We start from the raw sequence: 18,306 nt of genomic DNA, 5'->3' as shown, positions 1-18,306 counted from the left end.
TGGGGGAAGAGCAAGGCGAGGGGTTGTCGTTAGAGCCTTTAGGCCGGTGTGTCAAGATTTTTTGAAATTTCCAGCTCCAGCATCGACGCCTCGGAGACGATGATTTCGAGCTCGCCGCGCCGCCTGGCCGTGTCGGCGTCGAAGGGCTCCAGCAGCCGGGCCACATCCGCGAAGACGTCTTCCAGACGGGCCGCCAGCAGGCTGTCCAGCTCGGCCTGAAGGCGCTCTCCGCCCTCGCGCAGCGTGGCCCGGAGCGTACGCAGAAGGCGCGGACGCCCGACGGCCAGCACGCCCCCGGCCAGCAGCATGCCCGACCCCGCAATCACGCCGCCGGTGACGTCCACCACCACGCCCTTGACCGACAGCACGAACAGGCCTCCGGCCAGCACCATGAGCCCGCCCATGGCCGCCTTGGGGTCCATGCGGGCAACCCGGAGGGGATCGACGCGGGCGGGGTCGGCGGAGGCGGCCAGGAAGTCGTCCAGCCCGGCCGACACCCCGCTCAGCACCGCCTCGCGGCGGCGCTCAAGGGTCCCGGCGGCGTCGCCGCCACTGTCGGCAGGTCTGGCAGCACCACCGGCCAGCTCGCGCAAATCGCGGGAGATGTCGGAGATGTCCAGGGCGAGGCGCTGCGTCAGGCCGGACGCGCCCTCGCGCGCCAAGGCGTCCACCTGCTGCTCAAGCGACTCCCGGAACGCGCGGTTGAGCTCCTCCAGCATGGCGGGCACGGCGGACTTGCGTTTGAAGAAACGCAGGAAGCTGCGCCGGAACATGCTGGCGAAGGAAAGCTCCATCTCTATGGATGCGAGATACTCGTCGCAGGCCCGGTCGTAGCGCGCCAGCACCTGCACCACCAGGGCCTTGGCTTCGCGCCCGGCGGCGGCTCGCGCCGCATCGAGCCGTTCGGCTATGCGCCGCGACTGGGCCTCGTCGGTCTCCAGTTCCAGGCGCAACGCTTCCCCGGCTTCGCGTATCCCAGCCAGGACGGCGCCCGCCCCGTCTGCCAGCGATCTGAGCTTGGCCCGCACGTGCTCCCCGCCCGTGACCATCTCCCGGATGTGGCGGCGCACGGCCTCCACCCCGGAGAGCTCGGGCTGCACGGCCTCCAGCGCCGAGGACACCACGAACACCGTGGGATCGTCCAGGCCGCGCTCGCGGGCCAGCTCCACCGCCTTCTCGCGGTTGATCTTGAGTTGCGCGGGCGTGGCCAGGTCCGCCTGGTTGAGCACCAGCACCACCTTCCTGCGCCACTGTCCGGCAATGAGACCCAGGAAATCCCACGCGGAGCGCGTGTAGGGGTTCAGCGCCGAAAACACGAACAGCACCAGGTCGCTCCTGGGGATGAAGCGTTCGGTTATCTCCTGGTGCTGGTCGATGACGCTGTCCACGCCCGGCGTGTCCACCACGGCTATATCCTTGAGGATGGGATGGGGCAGCTCGATGCGGGCGAAAAGCGGGCCTTCGTCCTGGCGCTTACGCTCCGGCCCCCAGGAGATCATCAGAATGCGGTCCGTGCAGGGGTCGGGGGCCACGGCGCTGACTTCCTCGCCCAGAAGCGCGTTTATGAAGCTGGACTTGCCGGTCTTCACCTCGCCCGCCGCCACGAACAGGAACGGCTCCCCGGCGGCCTGCACCAGGGCGCGCGCGCCTTGCGCCGCGTCCTGCGCGCCAGCGCGCACGGCCAGGGCCTCCAGGGCTGAAAGAGACCGGCCGAGCCGCAGGCGGCTGGCGGCCAGCTGTTCGTCCACGAGTGACGGCGTCATGCGGGGGATTGGCCTGAAAGACGAAGAGTTACTGTAATCACAGACGAATTTCCTTGTGCGCCGTGGCGGTTTGCCGGGCGGCCCTGTCTGCGGCGGGGAACCGCCCCGCCGGAGCGTCCCCGGAATCAGGCAGGCCGGAACAATCGGCGTTCAGGCGCAAGGCGCACACCGGGGCGTCCACCCGCTCGGCCCTGGGCCATTCCGGGCGGATCACCTGGGCAGATAATACTCAATGCCCGGCGGCGGAACGGACGCAGCCGGGGCCTGGATCTTCTCTTCCGGGTGCCTGGCGCGCCAGCAGTCACGCTCCTCGTCCAGGATTTCCACAGCGGCGACACGAATGGAGTTGCCCTTGGTGAAAGTGTCGTCCTCACCGGAATAATGCTGCAAGATGATGGATATGTCGCCCAGGGCTTTGTCGCGCAGGCTCCATTTCCAGATGCGCAGGGTTCCGAACGGGTTTCCGCGCCACTGCTTCGGCTCGCCGAAACGCTTCTTGAGGGCGGCCAGGAGCTTCTCGTAGAAGTCCCTGGATTCGTTTTCGTAGTTCATCTTGACGCGGACGATGCGTCCCGGCGCGGCGCAATTGCCGAAGGTGACGTACCCGGAACGGTATCCGGGCACGGGCTTTGTCAGCACGGTGGTCAGATACTGGCGGTTGATGTCCACCTCGGTCTTGCCCTCTTCGATGGCCTGGGCGACGGTCTTCACGTCGCTTCCCAGCCTGAAGCCCGCGATCTCCAGGGGTGCGGACTGGGCCAGGCAGGCCAGGGGCGACAGCCATGCCGCCACAGCCAGCAGGCAGGACACAATAACCGGCGCAGCCTTTCTCATGCTCACTCCGGGAAGGCGGCCAGAGCCTCGGCCTGACCGGGAAAGATCGAAAATATCTCGGTGTAGCCGGATATTTCGAAGACCTCGTTCATGTAATCCTTGATGTTGCACAGGTGCAGTTTGCCGCCGTTCTTCTTGAGGTGCTGAAAGGCCATGAGCAGCACCCGCAGGCCGCTGGAGTTGATGTAGTCCACGCCCCCGAAGTCCATGAGCAGCTTGGAAACCCCACCCGTGACCAGCCCCATGACCTGGTCTTCGAGCTCCTTGGACGAATTCGAGTCCAGACGGCCATTAATGGTGAGAATGGTCACAGGACCGGCAGTGGTCACGGCAAGTTCCATCGGATGCTCCTCGTATTTCTCGTGCTTCAAGGCGTTTTGCGGCCACTTGTGCGGCGTTCTCAAAACAGGTTCCTGCGGCGTATGAATAGTAACCGGGAGAACCATTTATTTTGCTTTGGGAGACATGTTTCTGTTTCCCAGAAACGCGCTGCAATGCCACCTCGTTTCAGGTCGCGGTGTTTTTGCGGATACGAAGTATGTTCTTTCCGTCTTTGCGTTCGTAGTGCAGTTCATCCATGGTCTTGCGAACGAAATGGATGCCCAGGCCGCCGATCCTGCGTTTCTCGGGCGGCGCGTTCATGTCGGGTTCCGGGGCCAGCAGAGGGTTGAAGGGCTTGCCCCCGTCCTTGAGGGTTATGGCCACGGCCCCGGAGAGGCGGACGATCTCCACCTCGATGCAGTGCCCGCCCTCGCCGTCGTAGGCGTAGCAGATGACGTTGGTCACCAGTTCGTCCAGGGCGAGCCGAATGTGATATGAATCCCGCCCGGCCACGTCGCACCGTTCCAGAAAATCCTCCACCTCGGCGTGGACCCGTTCCAGTTCCGGAAGACGGTTCTCGATGCGCAGGCACAGCTGCTCACTCATAGCTTCACTGTTTTCCACGAAGCCCGGCGACTGTCAACGCGCACGGGCGCAGGGGCGCACGGGCCAGCCGGGTCTTTTCGGGTTTTCAAGAGGCGTGGCCGGTGCTAAACTGCGCCATCATGACTATTTCGAACCAGACCCCAAGCGACCACGACGCCACCCAGGCCTTTCTGGACACCCTGCCCGAACTGCCTCCCGGCGAGCGTTTCCGTTTCGCCTGCCACCCCAAGGTGCCCTGCTTCAACGCCTGTTGCTCCGACCTGACGCTCATGCTCACGCCTTACGACGTACTGCGCCTGCGCGCCCAGCTCGGCCTCTCCAGCCGCGACTTCATCGCGCGCCACGCCCTGGCCGCCCAGGCCCCCGACACCGGGTTCCCCATGCTGCGCCTGCGCATGCGCGACGAAATCCCCGGCGCACCCTGCCCCTTCGTCACCCGCGAGGGCTGTTCGGTCTATCCGGGCCGCCCCGGCGCGTGCCGCACCTATCCCCTGGGGCGCGCCACCAAGACCGGCGAGGCGGGCGAAGTGCTGGAGCAGTTCTTCGTGGTGCGAGAGCCCCACTGCAAGGGATTCGAGCAGGACGCCGACTGGACCAGCGCCGACTGGCTGAAGGACCAGGACCTGAAGGAATACAACCGCCACAACGACCGCTACATGCTGCTCCTGGCCCAGGCCAGGCAACGCCAGGCCCGGCTGGACCAGAAGCAGGCCAACATGGTGTTCCTGGCGGCCTTCAACCTGGACGCCTTCCGCGATTTTCTGGTCAACACGCGCCTGATGGACCGCCTGGACATGCCCGAAGAGGCCAAGGCCGCAGCCCTGGCCGACGAATCCGGCCGCCTGGAGTTCGCCATGGACTGGCTGGAGCTGGCCCTTTTCGGCGTGGAACGCAATCTGAAGAAGAAGGCCTGATGCACCCGCACCCGTCGCTTAGCCGGAAAATCCTGGCGCTGCCGGACCTTCTGGCGCGCCTTAAGGATATGCGTTCCGGGCGGCTGGAGTGGCGTCGCCAGACCATGTGCGGCGGGCAGGAAGCGGGAACGCCTGGAACTCCCGTGTCGCGCCCTCTGCCCGGCGTGCCGGATGCTCCGGACGCGCACGGCGGCGCTGTCGCGGCCCCCTTCTCACCGCGCGTGGTCTTCACCAACGGCTGCTTTGATCTTCTGCATCCCGGCCACGTGGACCTGCTGACCCGCGCGCGCGAGCTCGGCGACCTTCTGGTGCTCGGCCTCAACTCCGACGCGTCGGTCCTCGGCCTCAAAGGCCCCTCGCGCCCGGTGACCCCCTGGCAGGATCGCGCCCTGGTGCTGGCTGGACTCTCCTGCGTGGACTTCGTCGTGGGCTTCGACGATCCCACGCCGCTTGCGCTCATCGAGGCCGTGCTGCCCGACGTGCTGGTGAAGGGCGGGGACTGGGCCGTGGAGGCCATCGTGGGCCGCGAGGCCGTGGAAGCTGCGGGCGGGCGCGTGGTGAGCCTGGCGCTGCTGCCGGGCTACTCCACCACGGGTGTAATAGCCCGCATCAAGACCCGCTGACGCTTGACGGCTCAGGTGGCAGGGGATAGAAACGCCCCGTTTCATAGGGAGATGGTTATGCGCGTGTTCGGAATCGCCCTCGTGCGAAGCGCGGCCCTGGCCGCCATGCTGCTCTGCCTGCTGGCAGGCTCTCTTGCGGCCCAGAACGAACCGGACATGCAGCTCGTGTCCAAGGACGCGGAGATCGTCGCAGTGGTGGGGGAGGAAGACGGCGAGGGCCTGTGGATCGTCACCGCCGACGGCACCAGCTACTCTGTCTGGACCCCGGAAGACCTCCCCCTGGAAGCCCTCTCGGCCTTCCAGCAGAACTACAAGAACAAGGAAGTCACGCTGACCGGCGACGTCTTCAAGGACAAGTTCGGCAACCTGAACCTCTTCGTGAAGACGCTGCCCACCCCGTAATACCCTTCCGCACCTTGCCCCGGCATCGGCATTGCCGTATCAAGCGCGAAGCGCCTCTCCAACCGGCCGCGCCCTCTTCAGCCGGAGGTGGCCCCATGCTTCGTTTCCTCCTTTTCGGCACACTTGCACTGATGTCCCTGGTCGGGACCGTCTCGGCCCAGCCTCTGGATATACTCTATTTCGAGAGGCCCCCGTATTACACCACCGTCAATGCGCAGCCGGACGGGCTTCTGCTCAATCTTGTGCGGGACCTCTTCACGCTGGCGGGTGTTCCTCATGCGTTTCAGGAGATGCCACCAGGGCGCATCCTCGAAACCGTCAAAGCCAATCAGGGGCCTATCTGCACCGTCGGCTGGTTCAAGACCCCGGACCGGGAAAGCTACGCGACCTTCAGCCTGCCCATCTATCAGGACGAACCGCTTCGTGCGGTATTCCTGAAGTCCGGCACGATGCCGCCCCCCGGAATCTCCACTCTGGCCCGGTTGGTAGAGCAGGCTGACCTGTCCGTCGGAGTCAACCAGTCCTACGCGTACGGCCACGCCGTGGACACCCTGCTCGCCGGGATGCGCGTTCCTCCCGTGAGGACGTCAGGCACCCAGGCGCAGCTCATGCGCATGCTGGTCGCACGTCGGTTCGACTTCATGCTGGCCAACCCGGAGGAAATAGACACCCTGGCCGCACTGGCGAACATTCCCGTGGACACGCTCCACGTGCTGACGCTGACCGACCTGCCCAAAGGCAACCTCCGGTATCTGATGTTCAGCAAATCCACCCCGCCCGATGTCATCGGGTGCATCGACGAAGCCATCGGGAAGCTGGTGAGGCTCGACAGCTGACGAGGGCGCCAAGGCGTCCGTGCAAGTCGGCGCGAACAATGAACTTCCGGCGCTCCAACGCGTCTCCAGATGCAGGTCCCCCATGAACACCTCTGCCCACGATGCCCTGATCCGGGCCATCATCGCCCAGCTGCAGGACGGCCTGCGCCAGGACGAGGACGTCCTGCACGCCGTCGAGTCCACGCACGGCGATGCTTCGCCCCAGGCCATCGCCGCAGTGCTCGCGCAGCGCGATTCATCCGATGCGGCCACGCTTGCCGCCATGCTGCTGTTTCCCGACGCGGACCTGCGCGCCCGGATCGAACCGCTGGCCCTGGCGGCCCGCTGCACCACCCAGGAGGCCAGGGCCGTGGGCGAAGCCGTGGAGGACGCCGCCCGCTCCGCCGTCATCCTGCTGCCCGGCGGCCAGCGCCTCACGCTGCTCCTGGAATCCGGAGACGCGGCGGCGTTCGTTAAGCGCCTGCAACTGGCCGACTCCCCGCCCGAGGAACTCTCGCGGCTGTTGCGGGAGCTGTTCGGCCCGCAGGAGGCGGCGTTGCTCGCGGTGATGCTGCGCACCTCCAGGCTGCGCTGGAACCCGGCACGGGTGGGAGTGGTCTCCCGGCTGCTTGCGGGCCTTGGCAAGAGAGCTGCGCGGGATTCCGGCGTGGGGCAGTTCGACCTCCCTGCCCCGGAGCTTCTGGCCTGGACGCTAGCCTGGCTGGACTCTTTGGGGCCGGATTCTCTCGCGACAGACGCCGGGGAAGCGAAACGGGGCCACACATGGACCCTGCCGGAACTCCTGGGCGCAAGGCACCTGGAACTGACCACGCAGCTTCGCCGGGCCGTGGAGTTCAACCGGGTGTTTTCGCAGTCCAGCTTCGAGGTGATGATGTCCCAGGGGGTGCGCGCGCCGCTCATGAATCCGGACGCCATCAGGGAGCAGCTGGCCCTTCTGGACGGCGTGTGCCGCATCCTTGCTGGCTGTCCGGCCTGGACGCTGTCGGGGCTTACGGAGGTGGACCTGGGCGAGGTGGACGTGGAATCGGACAGGGAAGGCGAGGCCATGATCTCGGCGCTTGGCGGAGGGAGGATTCCGCCTGGGTCCGGATCGTTCTGAATCTTTCGCCGCCTACTCGGGTTTCAGCGGCCAGGGACGCGCGGCTTGAAACCGGCTGGCTCGTTTCGAGTTTGCGAAAAACATGAACTCGTTTTTCGCTAACATAATACAAGATTTTCTGGTTAGGCTTGTAAACTGTTTGAAGGTATTTCGAGGACGCCGCGCTAGCAGATGATGGGAGGCGAAGGCTGCCGGTCGCAGGCGCGGGGACCGAGCCGCTCCAGCAGGCTGATGAGGCAGGCCGCGTCCACGGGCTTTCGCACCACGGCGTCGGCTCCGAATTCCACGGCGTAATCGAGGTAGTCGAAGTTGCGGGACACGCCGCCGGAGGACATGGCCACCACCTTGATGTCCGGGTTGAATTTCTTCACGTCCAGCACGATCTGAAGCCCGGAAGTGTTCTGCAGGAAGATGTCCGTGATCACCACGTCGATGGCCCCGTGCCCCTTTATCTCGTCCAGACAATAGAGCTCTTCGGCCATGGTCACGTCATGGCCGCCGCGCTTGACGATTTCCGCGACATGGAAGGCGGAGATGAGATCGTTCTCCACTATCATGATGTGCACGCTGCCGCTCCTCAGTTCCGTCAGACAATCTTAGAACATTAATCTCTATATAGTGCCCTATCATGACAGGCGTCCAGTAGGGGAATCCCTACTCTTGCGAGGGCCTATAAAGAAAACAGACCGGGTCTGGAAAGAAGTGTGCCTGCGGGATTGCCGCGTGCACGGCGCGGTGCTAGGCTCGGCCATCATGTCCATGAGAACCGCACATCATCCGCCCCGCCTCAGCGCCGGGGCCGTCCGCCGATCGCATATGGCAGGCACACCCGCTGGCCAGGCAGACCATCTGCTTACACCCTGACCACCTGGGGCGACGGCCCCGACATGTCCGGCATGCCCGCCCTGGAGCCGCGCCCCTGCGTGGGCTGCGGCTGGTGCTGCCTGACGGACCAATGCCGTGAATCGCTCCAACTGCACGGGTACAGGGAGCGCTGTCCGGAAGTCTTCTGGGATGTCGATTTGTCGCTCTACCGGTGCAGGCTCTCCAGCGAGAAGACCTATCGGGAGTTGCTGGCCATGGGCGAGGGATGCTGCGCGCCGCTCAACAGCTGGCGCGCAGACGTGAGGAACAGGGACTAGTTTCGGCCAAAATCCCGCCTACTCCAGCCCGAAGAAGCGCCGTGCGTTGTCTGCGGTCCGCTCCCAGACGTCGCGCGTCTCCAGGCCCTTCACGCGGGCCACGGTCTGGGCAGTGAACACGTTGTAGGCCGGTTCGTTGGGGCGTCCCCGGTACGGTTCCGGGGTCAGGAAGGGCGCGTCGGACTCCAGCACCAGCCGCGACATGTCCAGCAGCGCGACCGCCTCGCGCAGGGCTTCGTTCTTCGAGTAGGTCACGGGGCCTGGGATGGACACCGTGTAGCCCCGCCGGGACAACTCGCCCGCCAGGTCCGGCCCGCCCCCGAAACAGTGCCACAGCACCCGCTCGCCCGGAAAGCCCGACTCGTCAAGCACCGCAAGCGTTTCGGCGTGGGCGTCGCGGCTGTGCACGGCCACGGGCCTGTCAAGTTCGCGCGCCAGGGCCAGTTGCTCCCGGAAGAACCGGTCCTGCACGTCGCGGGGGGTCTCGTCCCAGTAGAAGTCCAGCCCGATCTCGCCGACGGCTTTCAGGTTGGGGTCTGCCGCGAACAGGGCGGCCATGTCCGCCACGTGGCGCAGGTCGGACTGGGCGGCGTCGTTGGGATGGACGCCCAAAAGGAAAAACACCTGGGGATGGGCGGCGAAGACCGGGGCGTTGGCCTGGTAGGCCTCAAGGCCCAGGAAGACGTTGCCGATGCGCGCTATGCCTGCGCGTGCGGCGCGCTCAAGCACCAGGGGCAGGTTTTCGGGGTCCAGGCGTTTGTAGTCCAGGTGGGCGTGGGTCTCCACGCCGACGCAGGGCAGCTCCAGGGACTCGGGCAGGGGGCGTTCTTTGTTCTTTTTGGACACGCAGGGCGGGTACCTCGCCGCGCGGCCTCCCGGCAAGAAAAAACCGTTGCCTTGCCGAACAGTGACGATACACTCCCCACCCATGGCAACCCCCCTGAAAGACCTCGCGCTGACCCTGTACGAAGCCGCCCCGGCCGACCTGACCCTGACCGCCGCCCTGACCCTGGCCACCATCGCCCTCCAGGCGGCGCAGTGGCGCCTGCGCGACAAAGGCGTGGCCATCCTGTCGCTGTGCAAATGGCTGACCGCCATGGCCGCCCTGCGGGTTCTGGACGTGCGCGTGCTCAAGGGCGTCTGGGCAGTGCCCATGGACATCCTCCTGGGCGTGTTCCTGTGGATGGCCTTCCGGGCCGTCCTGCACGACCTCTACGCGGGTGTGTACCTCACGCGCATCAAGCGCCGGCCGGTCAACAAGATTTTTTTGAACCTGCTCTCCTTCGTGGCGGCCCTGGTGCTCCTCGGCCTGGGCCTTCGAAACGTCCTGAACGTGGACGTGGGCTCCATCCTGACGTCTTCTGCCATCATCACCGCCGTGATCGGCTTCTCCATGCAGGACACCATCGGGAGCCTGCTGTCGGGGCTCCTGATCCAGACGGAAAAGCCCTTCAAGACCGGCGATTGGATCAAGGTGGGCGACCTGGAAGGCCAGGTGGTGGAGATCACCTGGCGCTACACCAAGCTGGTCACCTTCAGCCAGAATCAGGTGCTCATCCCCAACAACGCCATCGCCAAGGACCGCGTGGTCAACCTGAGCGAGCCGATACCGCTGAGCAACATGGCCGTGAGCGTGCCCGCCCCGGTGAACGTGCCCCCGGTCAAGGTGAAGAGCGCCCTGGAAGAGGTGTTGCGCAAGGCGCAGCTGGTGGCCAAGCAGCCGCCGCCCAGGGTGCGCGTCGCCGAGATCGACCCGGACCAGATCACCTACCGCATGGTCTTCTTCGTGGAGGACTTCAACGACACCGTGGCCGCGCGCAGCGAGGTGCTCTCCCTGGTCTGGTACGAATTCAAGAAGCAGTGCATCGAGATTCCCATGCGCCGCCGCCAGCTCTCCGGCGCGCGCAAAGCCACCTGCGCGGCCCCCGGCGACGTGCTCAAGCTGGTGGGAGGCGTCGGCCTGTTCGCGGGAATGCAGCCGGACGAACTGGACCTGCTGGCCCAGTGCGCGGCCATCCGCACGTTCCTGCCCGAAGCCTCCATCATGGAGCGCGGCCAGACCGGGACCACCATGTTCATCCTGGTGGCCGGGCATGTGTCCGTGAGCATCGACGGGAACGAACTGTCAAAGCTCGGCCCCGGCGACGTGTTCGGCGAGATGGCCATGCTGACCGGAGAGCCCAGGCTTGCAGACGTGACCGCGCTTGAGCCGGTGTCCTGCCTGGAGATCGACCGCGAGGCGTTCCGGGGAGTGCTTGAGAAGAACCCCATCCTGGTGAGCAACGTGACCCGGATCTTCCAGGAGCGCGTGAACAAAATGCGCGCCAGCACCCAGGCCGATACGGCCGAATCGACCCAGAGCCTCCTGGACCGCTTCCGGAGCATCTTCTGGTAGGCGGCGTGCGGCTTTTTCAAGGCCGCCCTGGCCGAACGGCGCAGCGCCTTGAGGCCTCTGTGCGCCTGGACGCGCCTGACCCTTTGCTCTAAGGTCGCGCCGCCATGACAGACCACGTCAAATCCATCGCGAAAAACGCCTCTGTGGTGGGAGCGGCAACGCTCCTGTCGCGCGTTCTGGGCTTTTTCCGCGACGTCATCGTCGCGTCCGTACTTGGGGCCGGGCCTGCCGCCGACGCCTTCTACGTGGCCTACCGCCTGCCCAACACCCTGCGCCGCCTGTTCGCCGAAGGCTCCATGACCATGGCCTTCGTGCCCGTGTTCTCGAGCCTTCGCCAGGAAAAGGGCGACGAGGCCGCCTTCGCCATGACCCGCTCGGCCCTGGTCTGGCTCTTGTGCATCCTTGGAGCGGTGACCGTGCTGGCAATCCTCTTCGCCAGGCCGCTGACCATGCTCATTGCGCCCGGCTTCGCGGACAACCCGGAGCAGATGGAACTCACCGTCCAGCTGGTGCGCATCGTCTTCCCCTACATCATCCAGATATCCATCGTGGCCCTGTGCATGGGCGCGCTCAATTCCATGGGGCATTTCCTGGCCCCGGCCCTGGCCACCAGCGAGCTGAACACCGTCATCATCATCGGCTGCGGCGTGGCTTGGCTGTTCGGACTGGACGTGCCCCACGCCCTGGCGTGGTCGGTGCTGGTGGGCGGCATGGGGCAGATGTACATGCAGCACCCGGCGCTCAAACGCTTCGGGTTCCGCTGGATCGGCCCCTGGAAGTTCCTCGACGAGGGCGTGGTGCGCATGGGCAAGCTCATGCTGCCCACGGTGTTCGGGGCGGCGGTCTACCAGCTGAACATCGTGGTGGGGACGCTTCTGGCCTCGTTTCTGGCGGCGGGGTCCATCTCGGCGCTCTACTACGCAGACCGGCTGGTGCAGTTCCCGCTGGGGGTGTTCGGGGCGGCCATCGGCACGGTAGCCCTGCCGAGCCTGGCGCGCCTCAGCGCGAGCGGTCAGATGCCCGAATTCAAGCACACGCTCTCGGCCTCCATGAGCCTGACCCTGTTCATCTGCCTGCCTGCCACGGCGGGGCTCATGGCCCTGGCCCACCCCATGGTGGTGGTGTTGTTCGGGCGCGGGGCCTTCACTCCGGAGGCGGCCCAGGCAACCTCGGCGGCGCTCATGGCCTACGCCGTGGGCCTGCCCGCCTTTGCCTGCGTGCGCCCGCTGGTCTCGGCCTTCTACGCCCTGCACGACACCAAAACCCCGGTGCGGGCCGGATTCATAAGCGTGATCGCCAACATCGCCCTGGGCGCGGCGCTCATGTTCCCGCTTGATCTTGTGGGGCTGGCCCTGGCCACCTCGCTGTCATCCTGGCTGAACGTCTGGCTGCTGGGACGCGCCCTGCGCGCCAAGGTCGGCCCCTGGGCGGAGCTTTCGCGCACCACGTGGATCAGCGCGGGCTTGAGTCTCCTTATCGGCGTCGGCGCGTATCTCACGCCGGTGAACAACTACGCCGCCCTGGCGCTGATCGTGGTGTGGGCCGTGGCGTACATAGGGATGGCCGTGGCGCTTCGGGTGCACGAGGCGGACATGCTCATGGACTTCATCAAAAAACGCATCGCCAGACGGCGCACCCCGGCCTGAGCAGCCCGCATGACCTGCGACGCACCCGGCGTTCAGGAAGCGCGCGAGGCCTTCCCCAATGGCCTGTTCCAGCCTGAGGACGGCTACCGGTTCTCCCTGGACCCGCTGCTGCTGGCCTCGTTCGTGCTCCCCAAGAAGAACGTCCGCATTGCCGATTTGGGCGCGGGCTGCGGCGTGGCCGCCCTGGCCGCCCTGCTGGCCCACGACTCGCCGCGCGAGGCCCTGGGCCTGGACATCGACCCGGCCATGACCCAGGCCGCCACGGCCAACGCCGCGCATCTCGGACTCGCAGGCCGCTTCACGGCCATGACCGCAGACGTGACGCGCATCCGCGAGGTGCTACCTCCGGAGTCCTTCGGACTGGCGCTGGCCAATCCCCCCTACCGCAGGCTGGGCACGGGCCTCTCCTGCCAGGACGAATCGCGCACCCAGGCCCGGTTCGAGGCGCAGGGGAGCCTTCAGGACTTCCTGGCTGCGGCGTCCTGGCTATTGGCCAACAAGGGAGCCCTGGCCATGGTGTTCCCGGCTGAGCGGCTGTCTGAATTGATGACGGGATGCGAGGCGGCAAGGCTTGCGCCCAAACGGCTGCGGATGGTGCATTCACGCCTGGAGGAACCCGCGCGGCTGGTGCTGCTGGAGGCCGTCAAGAACGCCGGAACAGGGCTTCGCGCCCTCCCTCCGCTGGTGCTCTACGAAGGACGCGGGGCCGCCACGCGCCTTGGCGCGGCGGCCCTGTCGTTCTGCCCCTTCCTGGCGAAGAATCCGTAAGAACAGAGTCGCGCCCTCCTTCTTCCCCCGCTTCTGTCGGGCCATCATGGCAAAAGGCCTGGACGTTGAAACGTTCAGGCCTTTTGCCCCGTTCTGCCTGCCAGAATGGAACTGCTTGCGCTGTTATTTTACGCGGCCAGGGAGTGCTCCTGGGGGCAGCGGAAGAAGCTCAGAACGTCCCGGGATGGAGTGCGGATATCGAACGCACGAGCTACGGGACCCACTCCCCCCGATGCGTCGGCCGAGCCGCAGAAGAAGGCGTGGAGGTTCGCGGCCCGACCGAACCGCCCGTACTTTTCCTGCAAGCATTCCTCGATGTGGTTCATGTCTATGCGAAGGGGGATCGCCGGGGCCTGAACCTTCTCGTAAAACAATTCGGGGCCGAACTGCTCGAACAGAAGGATCTTTGTGTAGAATCGCAGGTGCTTGGGGTTTACCATGATGCAGATGTCATCCACGCGGCTGGCGCGCGAATGGTCGAACATGGCCTTGCACAGGTGCAGTATGAGGTTCCTCATGCGGAACGGCCTGGATGTTACCAGGGCGGACAGCTCCGTTATCCGCCGATTTTTTCGCCGCAGGTTGTCGAGCTCCTTCCCGTAGAGGGCGTCCATGGGCAGCCCGAATCCGTTTGTGTCGAAGATCTGGGTCAGCGTGGCCAGGACTTGGCGGCGCGACTGGAAAATGAAGACGCGCGTTTCCGGGAGGAAGCTGTGGACCGAGTAGTGGAACGGATGCTCGGGAGTAGGCTCGACATACCCGCTGTCGGCGTACTCGTCGTGGACGAGCCTGAAAGCCTGTTTGTATTCCTCGATATGTTCGGCGGCCTTGATGTTTGGATTCTCTATCCCCCCAAGCCTGCTTTCAAGCAGAGATGACTTCTGCATGCGTTGCATCCGGTACAGATCCTCGGTTGTCATATTGGAGTCGGCAGCTTCCGTATCGTGCACAGGCGGGTTGAGCTGGTGGCCTGGCGGGTCATCAAGGTCGCGAATGGCACAACTGCGTCCAAAAAGAGCACGAGCAATAGTGTCGTTCATCAACATGGGTACGTCCTCAAGGGTTGATTGTTACTACTGAATTACCGCGGGAAAAATGAGCCATCTTCTTGTCAAAATGATGCGCTCTGCCATCTTGAAGCAAGGAACATGCCCTTTTGTCTGAGTAAAAATTAGACGCTATACCAAGTATTTATTAATGCACCCTGCATATCTCAAAAAGTCACTATCGGCCGTTGATCGGCGATCAGGAATATATAGATCAAGTATTGCGGGTTATTGCGCGCACAAAGAAGCGATTGTTTTTTGAATTGTCCCGCAACACGGCCTGAATCGCCGGGGAAACCTCTCAAAATGAAGACGGGGCGAAATGCCAAAACAGGACAGCCCGGACTATCTCTAGCCGGGCTATCCTGTAATTCCAGGAACTTAAAACGCTTTTTGGACTACACCGAACTCAAATTCTGTTCCTGGGGCAGGCCCATAACCTGGGCCTTGAAGCCAGGGGCCTTTTCGATCAGGTCCAGGATGAGCATTGCCGCGTACATGTTCTTGCGGTTGGCGCGGTCCACTGCCTGAAGCATGTAGTTGCGCAGATGCGCCGCCGCTTCGGACAGTTCGCCGTGGTCCTCGGGCGTGGCGTTGGCCGCTGCGTCCAGCAGGTTCAGGATGAGGTAGGCCCATACGTCCTCGTAATAGAGGTAATAGTTCAGGACCTCGCGGATCTTGAGCGCCCCGAACACCACGTTCTCGAGTTTGGAGTAATCCTTGGACCAGACCTGGCTGTCGTTGATGTAGGGTTCCGCGGGCGCCGCGTCGGGCGGCTCCGCCATGAGAGACACCCTGTCGCGAACGTATTCGCGCATGGATATGACTGTGGCCATCATAAGCTCCTTGGGCAAGAGGACATCCGTGTCGACCGGGCCGCATGGCGCGGTCCTTTCCCAAGGTTTCTTTTCGGAAGGGTTCGGAGATACTTAAGGCCCTATGGACCGGAAAAGGGAATTGAGCGCGCCGCTTGGCGTGTAGGCGGGCAGCACCTGGGCCACTGCCTCGCGCCCCAGGCCGAAATGCGAGGCCGCGATCTGGGCGACCACCTCACGGGAATCGACCCCGGCGGCCAGATCCAGCCCGTCGGAGAGCTTCTCGGGGGCAAGCCCCGGCCACGGGCCGTGCAGCGCCCCGCCCGCCGTGCGCCCGCCCAGCACCATGAACACGGTGGCGTGGCCGTTGTCCGTGCCGCCATACTCGTTCTCGCGCAGGCTCCTGCCGAACTCGCTCATTACCAACACACAGGTGTCGTCAAGCACCGGCCCCAATGTCTTGCCCAGTGAAGCGAGCCCTTTTCCCAAGGACAACAACGCCTCGGCCAGCCTGCCCTTCTCCGCCCCCTGCTTGAAGTGTGCGTCCAGCCCGCCAAGGGCCGCGTACACCAGCCGCACGTCGGGATTCTTCTCGATATAGGACGTGATCTGCCCGCCCAGGGTGGGCAACGCATGGATGGAGGGCGCGCCCGCCGAGGACACGCTGATCTCCCGGTCCAGTTCGGTCAGCTTGTTGCGCAGCACGGTCTGGGACTGGCGATAGGAGCGGCTCAGGGGGTCGTTGCCCTGATAGATGGCGTCGAAGGACGAAAAGATCGCGGGACGCTCGATGCGCCACACCGAGGGGGGAAACCCCGTGGGGCGCACGTTCTGAACGCCCGGCCTGCCCTGGCTTATGAGCGGCGGCGTGGGGGCCAGGGCCAGGGTCTTGGCCTGCGGCCCCAGGAGCGGAAGCATCCGGGCCAGCCAGCCGTCGCGGTTGTGGCGCTCCGTGGGCTGGCCGCTCTCCATGGCCCGCTGGGCCTCGGGGTGGGTGCGGACGGGCGTGGGCAGGCCGCAGGCGGGAATGATGGACAGCGACCCCGCGCGCCAGAACTCCAGCAGCGGCTCCAGGGCCGGGTGCAGGCCGAAGCCGGGAGCCAGCGGCAGCGTGCCTCCTTCCTGGCCGGGAGGGGCCAGGGCGATGGAGGGCCGGGCCTGGTAATACCAGCGGTCGTCCACCGGGACCACGGCGGAGAGGCCGTCCAGGCCGCCGCGCAGGAACAGCACGATGAGGCGTTTGCCAGAGGTGCCGCCAGAAGCTGCGCCAGAAGCTGCGCCTGAAGAAGCAGCGCCTGAAGAAGTTGCGCCTGAAGCGGAGCCCGGCAGCATCCCAAGCGACGCGCCCAAGGCGGCGCACGCGGCGACGTTCAGAAATTCGCGGCGCTTCATGACATCCCCCCAGCCCTCGCCTCATGGGGCGCGCTGCCCGCCCAAGTCCGCGTCCATGCATGTCCGTTCATCAGAACTGCTGCCCTTCGGGGCTGCCCAGCAGCACCCCGGCCTTTCGCTCGGCAGGGCTTGCCTCCACGGCTTTGGCCGTCACCGGCGACAAGGACAGCCCCATCACTTTGGCCAACTCGGTCGAATCCAGCGGACGCAGGGGCGCGTAGCTGCCGGGCGACCAGCAGGGCAGGCCCCCCTCCCCGGCCTGGGCGGCCAGATTCAGGCGTTTGAGGAACTGGTCCGCGTCCACCCAGGCGTCGCGGGTGGTCTTGAAACCGGAGACGCCCGGCGCGCCGTACGGGGGCATGCCCAGCCAGTCGAGATGTTCCGCCAGGGAGCGCACCTCGTACACGGGACGCGCGCTGGCGCGCACCACGGACACCACGTAGCGCAAGGGGTTCTTGAAGCGGTTCCAGGCGTACTTCTGGTCGGCGAACTCCGGGCTTGCGAACAGGACCGTCAACACGGCCCGGATGTCCCCGCCGCTGTCCAGGAAGACCTTGGACAGCATCTCCTCCAGCGGCTTGGGAGGCTCTTCGGCCAGAAACAGCCGCGCGAGCTTGCCGCAAATGTTGCGGGCCGTCTCGGGCTGGGCGGCCAGGAGCTTCAGCGCGGCCACGCCCTCGGCGTAGCCCGACGCCTTGAGGGGCTTGCCCAGGAACTGCTTTTCTTTGGGGTCGTGGCGGCGCTCGTCAAAGACGAAACCGTTGGAATCCTGGGGCGTGCGCGGCGCGCCGATGGTCCATCCGGCCAGTATCCTGGCCAGGGTGGTCACTTCCTGGGGTTTGAGCCTGCCGGGGTCCACGCCCATGGTGTGCGCGGTCAACAGCTCGCGCGCGTGGATTTCCACCAGCGGACGCTGCTTGCCCTTGCCTTGCGGGCTGTCCGGGTCGGCGCTCTGCCAGTTCTCCAGATAGATGAGCATGGCCGGATGGCGGGTGACGGCCAGGAGCATGTCCTCGAAACGGCCCAGCACGTGCGGGCGGATGGCCTCACGCTCGTAGCTGCCCACCCAGAGATGGGTCAGGCCCTTGTCCGAGGGCACGTTGAAGTGGTTGTACCAGAAGTCGCACAGCACCTCTTCCAGCTGGCGCGGCGACAGCACGGCCCGCCAGAGCTTGGCCTCGGCGGCCTCGCGGGCGATTATCGCAGCCTTGGCCTTGGCGGCGTTGATCTCGTCCATGGTTGGGTTGACGCGCGGCCCTCCAGGGGCCTTGGGGCCAAACGTGCGAAACAGCTGGACCGTATCCTGGGAATAGGTCTTGAGTGCGGCCAGCCGGTCGGTGAGGGCCTGGGGCTCGGGCAGCTTCTCCGGATTGAGCTGCTCCTGGACGTAGGCGGGCACTCCCATGGCCCGGACCCGGTCGATCTCGCCGGGCACGGCCCCGAAGGACAGGCGGTTGACCGCATGCACGGCCAGGGCCTCCGGGGGCAGGGTCTGGCTCCAGGCGCTCTGGACGAGGCCCAGGAACAGGACCCAGGCCGCAAGGGCGGCGAACAACGGCTTTGCCAACATGACCAGACTCTTACTTCGGGCCGGATGAAAATTCAATTCGTTTCAAATACGTCCGGCAGTTGCCCAAAACGCGCAACGCGCAGCAGGCGCGAAAGACGGCCATCCGCCGCGAAACCGTAACCCAGCGCGCCTAG

General features: G+C 65.3%; 20 protein-coding genes. 9 read left to right on the top strand and 11 right to left on the bottom strand.

The features are described from left to right. Positions 1 to 38 precede the first annotated feature (38 nt). The 5 genes from G453_RS22995 to G453_RS0107935 all read right to left on the bottom strand — a co-directional run bounded on the left by G453_RS22995 (position 39) and on the right by G453_RS0107935 (position 3,524). Positions 39 to 1,763: a dynamin family protein gene (locus tag G453_RS22995; RefSeq protein ID WP_051271994.1), complete on the bottom strand. Its 1,725-nt coding sequence runs from the start codon at positions 1,761 to 1,763 to the stop codon at positions 39 to 41. A gap of 37 nt (positions 1,764 to 1,800) precedes the next feature. Then, complete coding sequence (locus tag G453_RS27845; RefSeq protein WP_156920846.1) at positions 1,801 to 1,977, bottom strand: hypothetical protein; 177 nt, start codon at positions 1,975 to 1,977, stop codon at positions 1,801 to 1,803. Then, positions 1,974 to 2,597, bottom strand: a complete 624-nt coding sequence (locus G453_RS0107945) for a hypothetical protein (RefSeq protein ID WP_027190629.1) — start codon at positions 2,595 to 2,597, stop codon at positions 1,974 to 1,976. The genes G453_RS27845 and G453_RS0107945 overlap by 4 nt, the downstream gene beginning before the upstream one ends. A gap of 2 nt (positions 2,598 to 2,599) precedes the next feature. Beyond that, positions 2,600 to 2,938, bottom strand: a complete 339-nt coding sequence (locus tag G453_RS0107940) for an STAS domain-containing protein (RefSeq protein ID WP_027190628.1) — start codon at positions 2,936 to 2,938, stop codon at positions 2,600 to 2,602. A 166-nt stretch (positions 2,939 to 3,104) separates the two neighbouring features. After that, positions 3,105 to 3,524, bottom strand: coding sequence for an ATP-binding protein (locus G453_RS0107935; RefSeq protein WP_027190627.1), 420 nt, complete (start codon positions 3,522 to 3,524; stop codon positions 3,105 to 3,107). Between the two features lie 119 nt (positions 3,525 to 3,643). Between G453_RS0107935 and G453_RS0107930 the strand changes: the two genes are divergently transcribed. The 5 genes from G453_RS0107930 to G453_RS0107910 all read left to right on the top strand — a co-directional run bounded on the left by G453_RS0107930 (position 3,644) and on the right by G453_RS0107910 (position 7,398). Then, on the top strand, positions 3,644 to 4,438 hold the full coding sequence (locus G453_RS0107930; RefSeq protein WP_027190626.1) for a YkgJ family cysteine cluster protein: 795 nt from the start codon (positions 3,644 to 3,646) through the stop codon (positions 4,436 to 4,438). Between the two features lie 104 nt (positions 4,439 to 4,542). Continuing rightward, positions 4,543 to 5,061, top strand: coding sequence for a D-glycero-beta-D-manno-heptose 1-phosphate adenylyltransferase (rfaE2, locus tag G453_RS22990; RefSeq protein ID WP_156920860.1), 519 nt, complete (start codon positions 4,543 to 4,545; stop codon positions 5,059 to 5,061). 57 nt (positions 5,062 to 5,118) lie between these two features. Then, positions 5,119 to 5,463: a hypothetical protein gene (locus G453_RS0107920; RefSeq protein ID WP_027190625.1), complete on the top strand. Its 345-nt coding sequence runs from the start codon at positions 5,119 to 5,121 to the stop codon at positions 5,461 to 5,463. Between the two features lie 95 nt (positions 5,464 to 5,558). Then, on the top strand, positions 5,559 to 6,299 hold the full coding sequence (locus G453_RS0107915; RefSeq protein ID WP_027190624.1) for a transporter substrate-binding domain-containing protein: 741 nt from the start codon (positions 5,559 to 5,561) through the stop codon (positions 6,297 to 6,299). 82 nt (positions 6,300 to 6,381) lie between these two features. Then, entirely contained in the window at positions 6,382 to 7,398 is a 1,017-nt protein-coding gene (locus G453_RS0107910) for a hypothetical protein (protein ID WP_027190623.1), read from the top strand. A gap of 164 nt (positions 7,399 to 7,562) precedes the next feature. Here G453_RS0107910 and G453_RS0107905 read toward each other — a convergent pair whose 3' ends face one another. After that, positions 7,563 to 7,955: a response regulator gene (locus G453_RS0107905; protein ID WP_235731725.1), complete on the bottom strand. Its 393-nt coding sequence runs from the start codon at positions 7,953 to 7,955 to the stop codon at positions 7,563 to 7,565. Between the two features lie 330 nt (positions 7,956 to 8,285). On the opposite strand from G453_RS0107905, the gene G453_RS0107900 reads away from it, so the two are divergent. Beyond that, positions 8,286 to 8,540, top strand: a complete 255-nt coding sequence (locus G453_RS0107900; protein WP_043645014.1) for a hypothetical protein — start codon at positions 8,286 to 8,288, stop codon at positions 8,538 to 8,540. An 18-nt stretch (positions 8,541 to 8,558) separates the two neighbouring features. On the opposite strand, the gene G453_RS0107895 is transcribed toward G453_RS0107900, so the two are convergent. After that, positions 8,559 to 9,386 carry a TatD family hydrolase gene (locus G453_RS0107895; RefSeq protein WP_027190620.1) on the bottom strand — a complete coding sequence of 276 codons (828 nt, stop codon included), beginning with the start codon at positions 9,384 to 9,386 and terminating at the stop codon, positions 8,559 to 8,561. An 82-nt stretch (positions 9,387 to 9,468) separates the two neighbouring features. Here G453_RS0107895 and G453_RS22985 point away from each other — a divergent pair, with 82 nt between their 5' ends. The 3 genes from G453_RS22985 (at position 9,469) to G453_RS0107880 (ending at position 13,349) form a co-directional block, all read left to right on the top strand. Next, positions 9,469 to 10,935 carry a mechanosensitive ion channel family protein gene (locus G453_RS22985; RefSeq protein ID WP_051271991.1) on the top strand — a complete coding sequence of 489 codons (1,467 nt, stop codon included), beginning with the start codon at positions 9,469 to 9,471 and terminating at the stop codon, positions 10,933 to 10,935. 104 nt (positions 10,936 to 11,039) lie between these two features. Further along, positions 11,040 to 12,581, top strand: coding sequence for a murein biosynthesis integral membrane protein MurJ (murJ, locus tag G453_RS0107885; RefSeq protein ID WP_027190619.1), 1,542 nt, complete (start codon positions 11,040 to 11,042; stop codon positions 12,579 to 12,581). 9 nt (positions 12,582 to 12,590) lie between these two features. Next, entirely contained in the window at positions 12,591 to 13,349 is a 759-nt protein-coding gene (locus tag G453_RS0107880; RefSeq protein WP_027190618.1) for a tRNA1(Val) (adenine(37)-N6)-methyltransferase, read from the top strand. A gap of 128 nt (positions 13,350 to 13,477) precedes the next feature. Here G453_RS0107880 and G453_RS22980 read toward each other — a convergent pair whose 3' ends face one another. From G453_RS22980 to G453_RS0107860, 4 genes are all read right to left on the bottom strand, one after another. Then, a complete protein-coding gene (locus G453_RS22980; RefSeq protein WP_156920845.1) occupies positions 13,478 to 14,236 on the bottom strand; it encodes an N-acyl amino acid synthase FeeM domain-containing protein in 759 nt (252 codons plus the stop codon). A 557-nt stretch (positions 14,237 to 14,793) separates the two neighbouring features. After that, complete coding sequence (locus G453_RS0107870; protein WP_027190617.1) at positions 14,794 to 15,231, bottom strand: hypothetical protein; 438 nt, start codon at positions 15,229 to 15,231, stop codon at positions 14,794 to 14,796. 93 nt (positions 15,232 to 15,324) lie between these two features. Then, positions 15,325 to 16,602: a DUF1501 domain-containing protein gene (locus G453_RS0107865; protein ID WP_027190616.1), complete on the bottom strand. Its 1,278-nt coding sequence runs from the start codon at positions 16,600 to 16,602 to the stop codon at positions 15,325 to 15,327. Between the two features lie 70 nt (positions 16,603 to 16,672). Further along, positions 16,673 to 18,172: a DUF1800 domain-containing protein gene (locus tag G453_RS0107860; protein ID WP_027190615.1), complete on the bottom strand. Its 1,500-nt coding sequence runs from the start codon at positions 18,170 to 18,172 to the stop codon at positions 16,673 to 16,675. Between the last annotated feature and the right edge of the window lie 134 nt (positions 18,173 to 18,306).

It is taken from the genome of Fundidesulfovibrio putealis DSM 16056 (genome assembly GCF_000429325.1).
Classification (GTDB): domain Bacteria; phylum Desulfobacterota; class Desulfovibrionia; order Desulfovibrionales; family Desulfovibrionaceae; genus Fundidesulfovibrio; species Fundidesulfovibrio putealis.
Note: the sequence above shows the minus strand (reverse complement) of the source record. Positions and strands in the feature narration are given on the sequence as shown.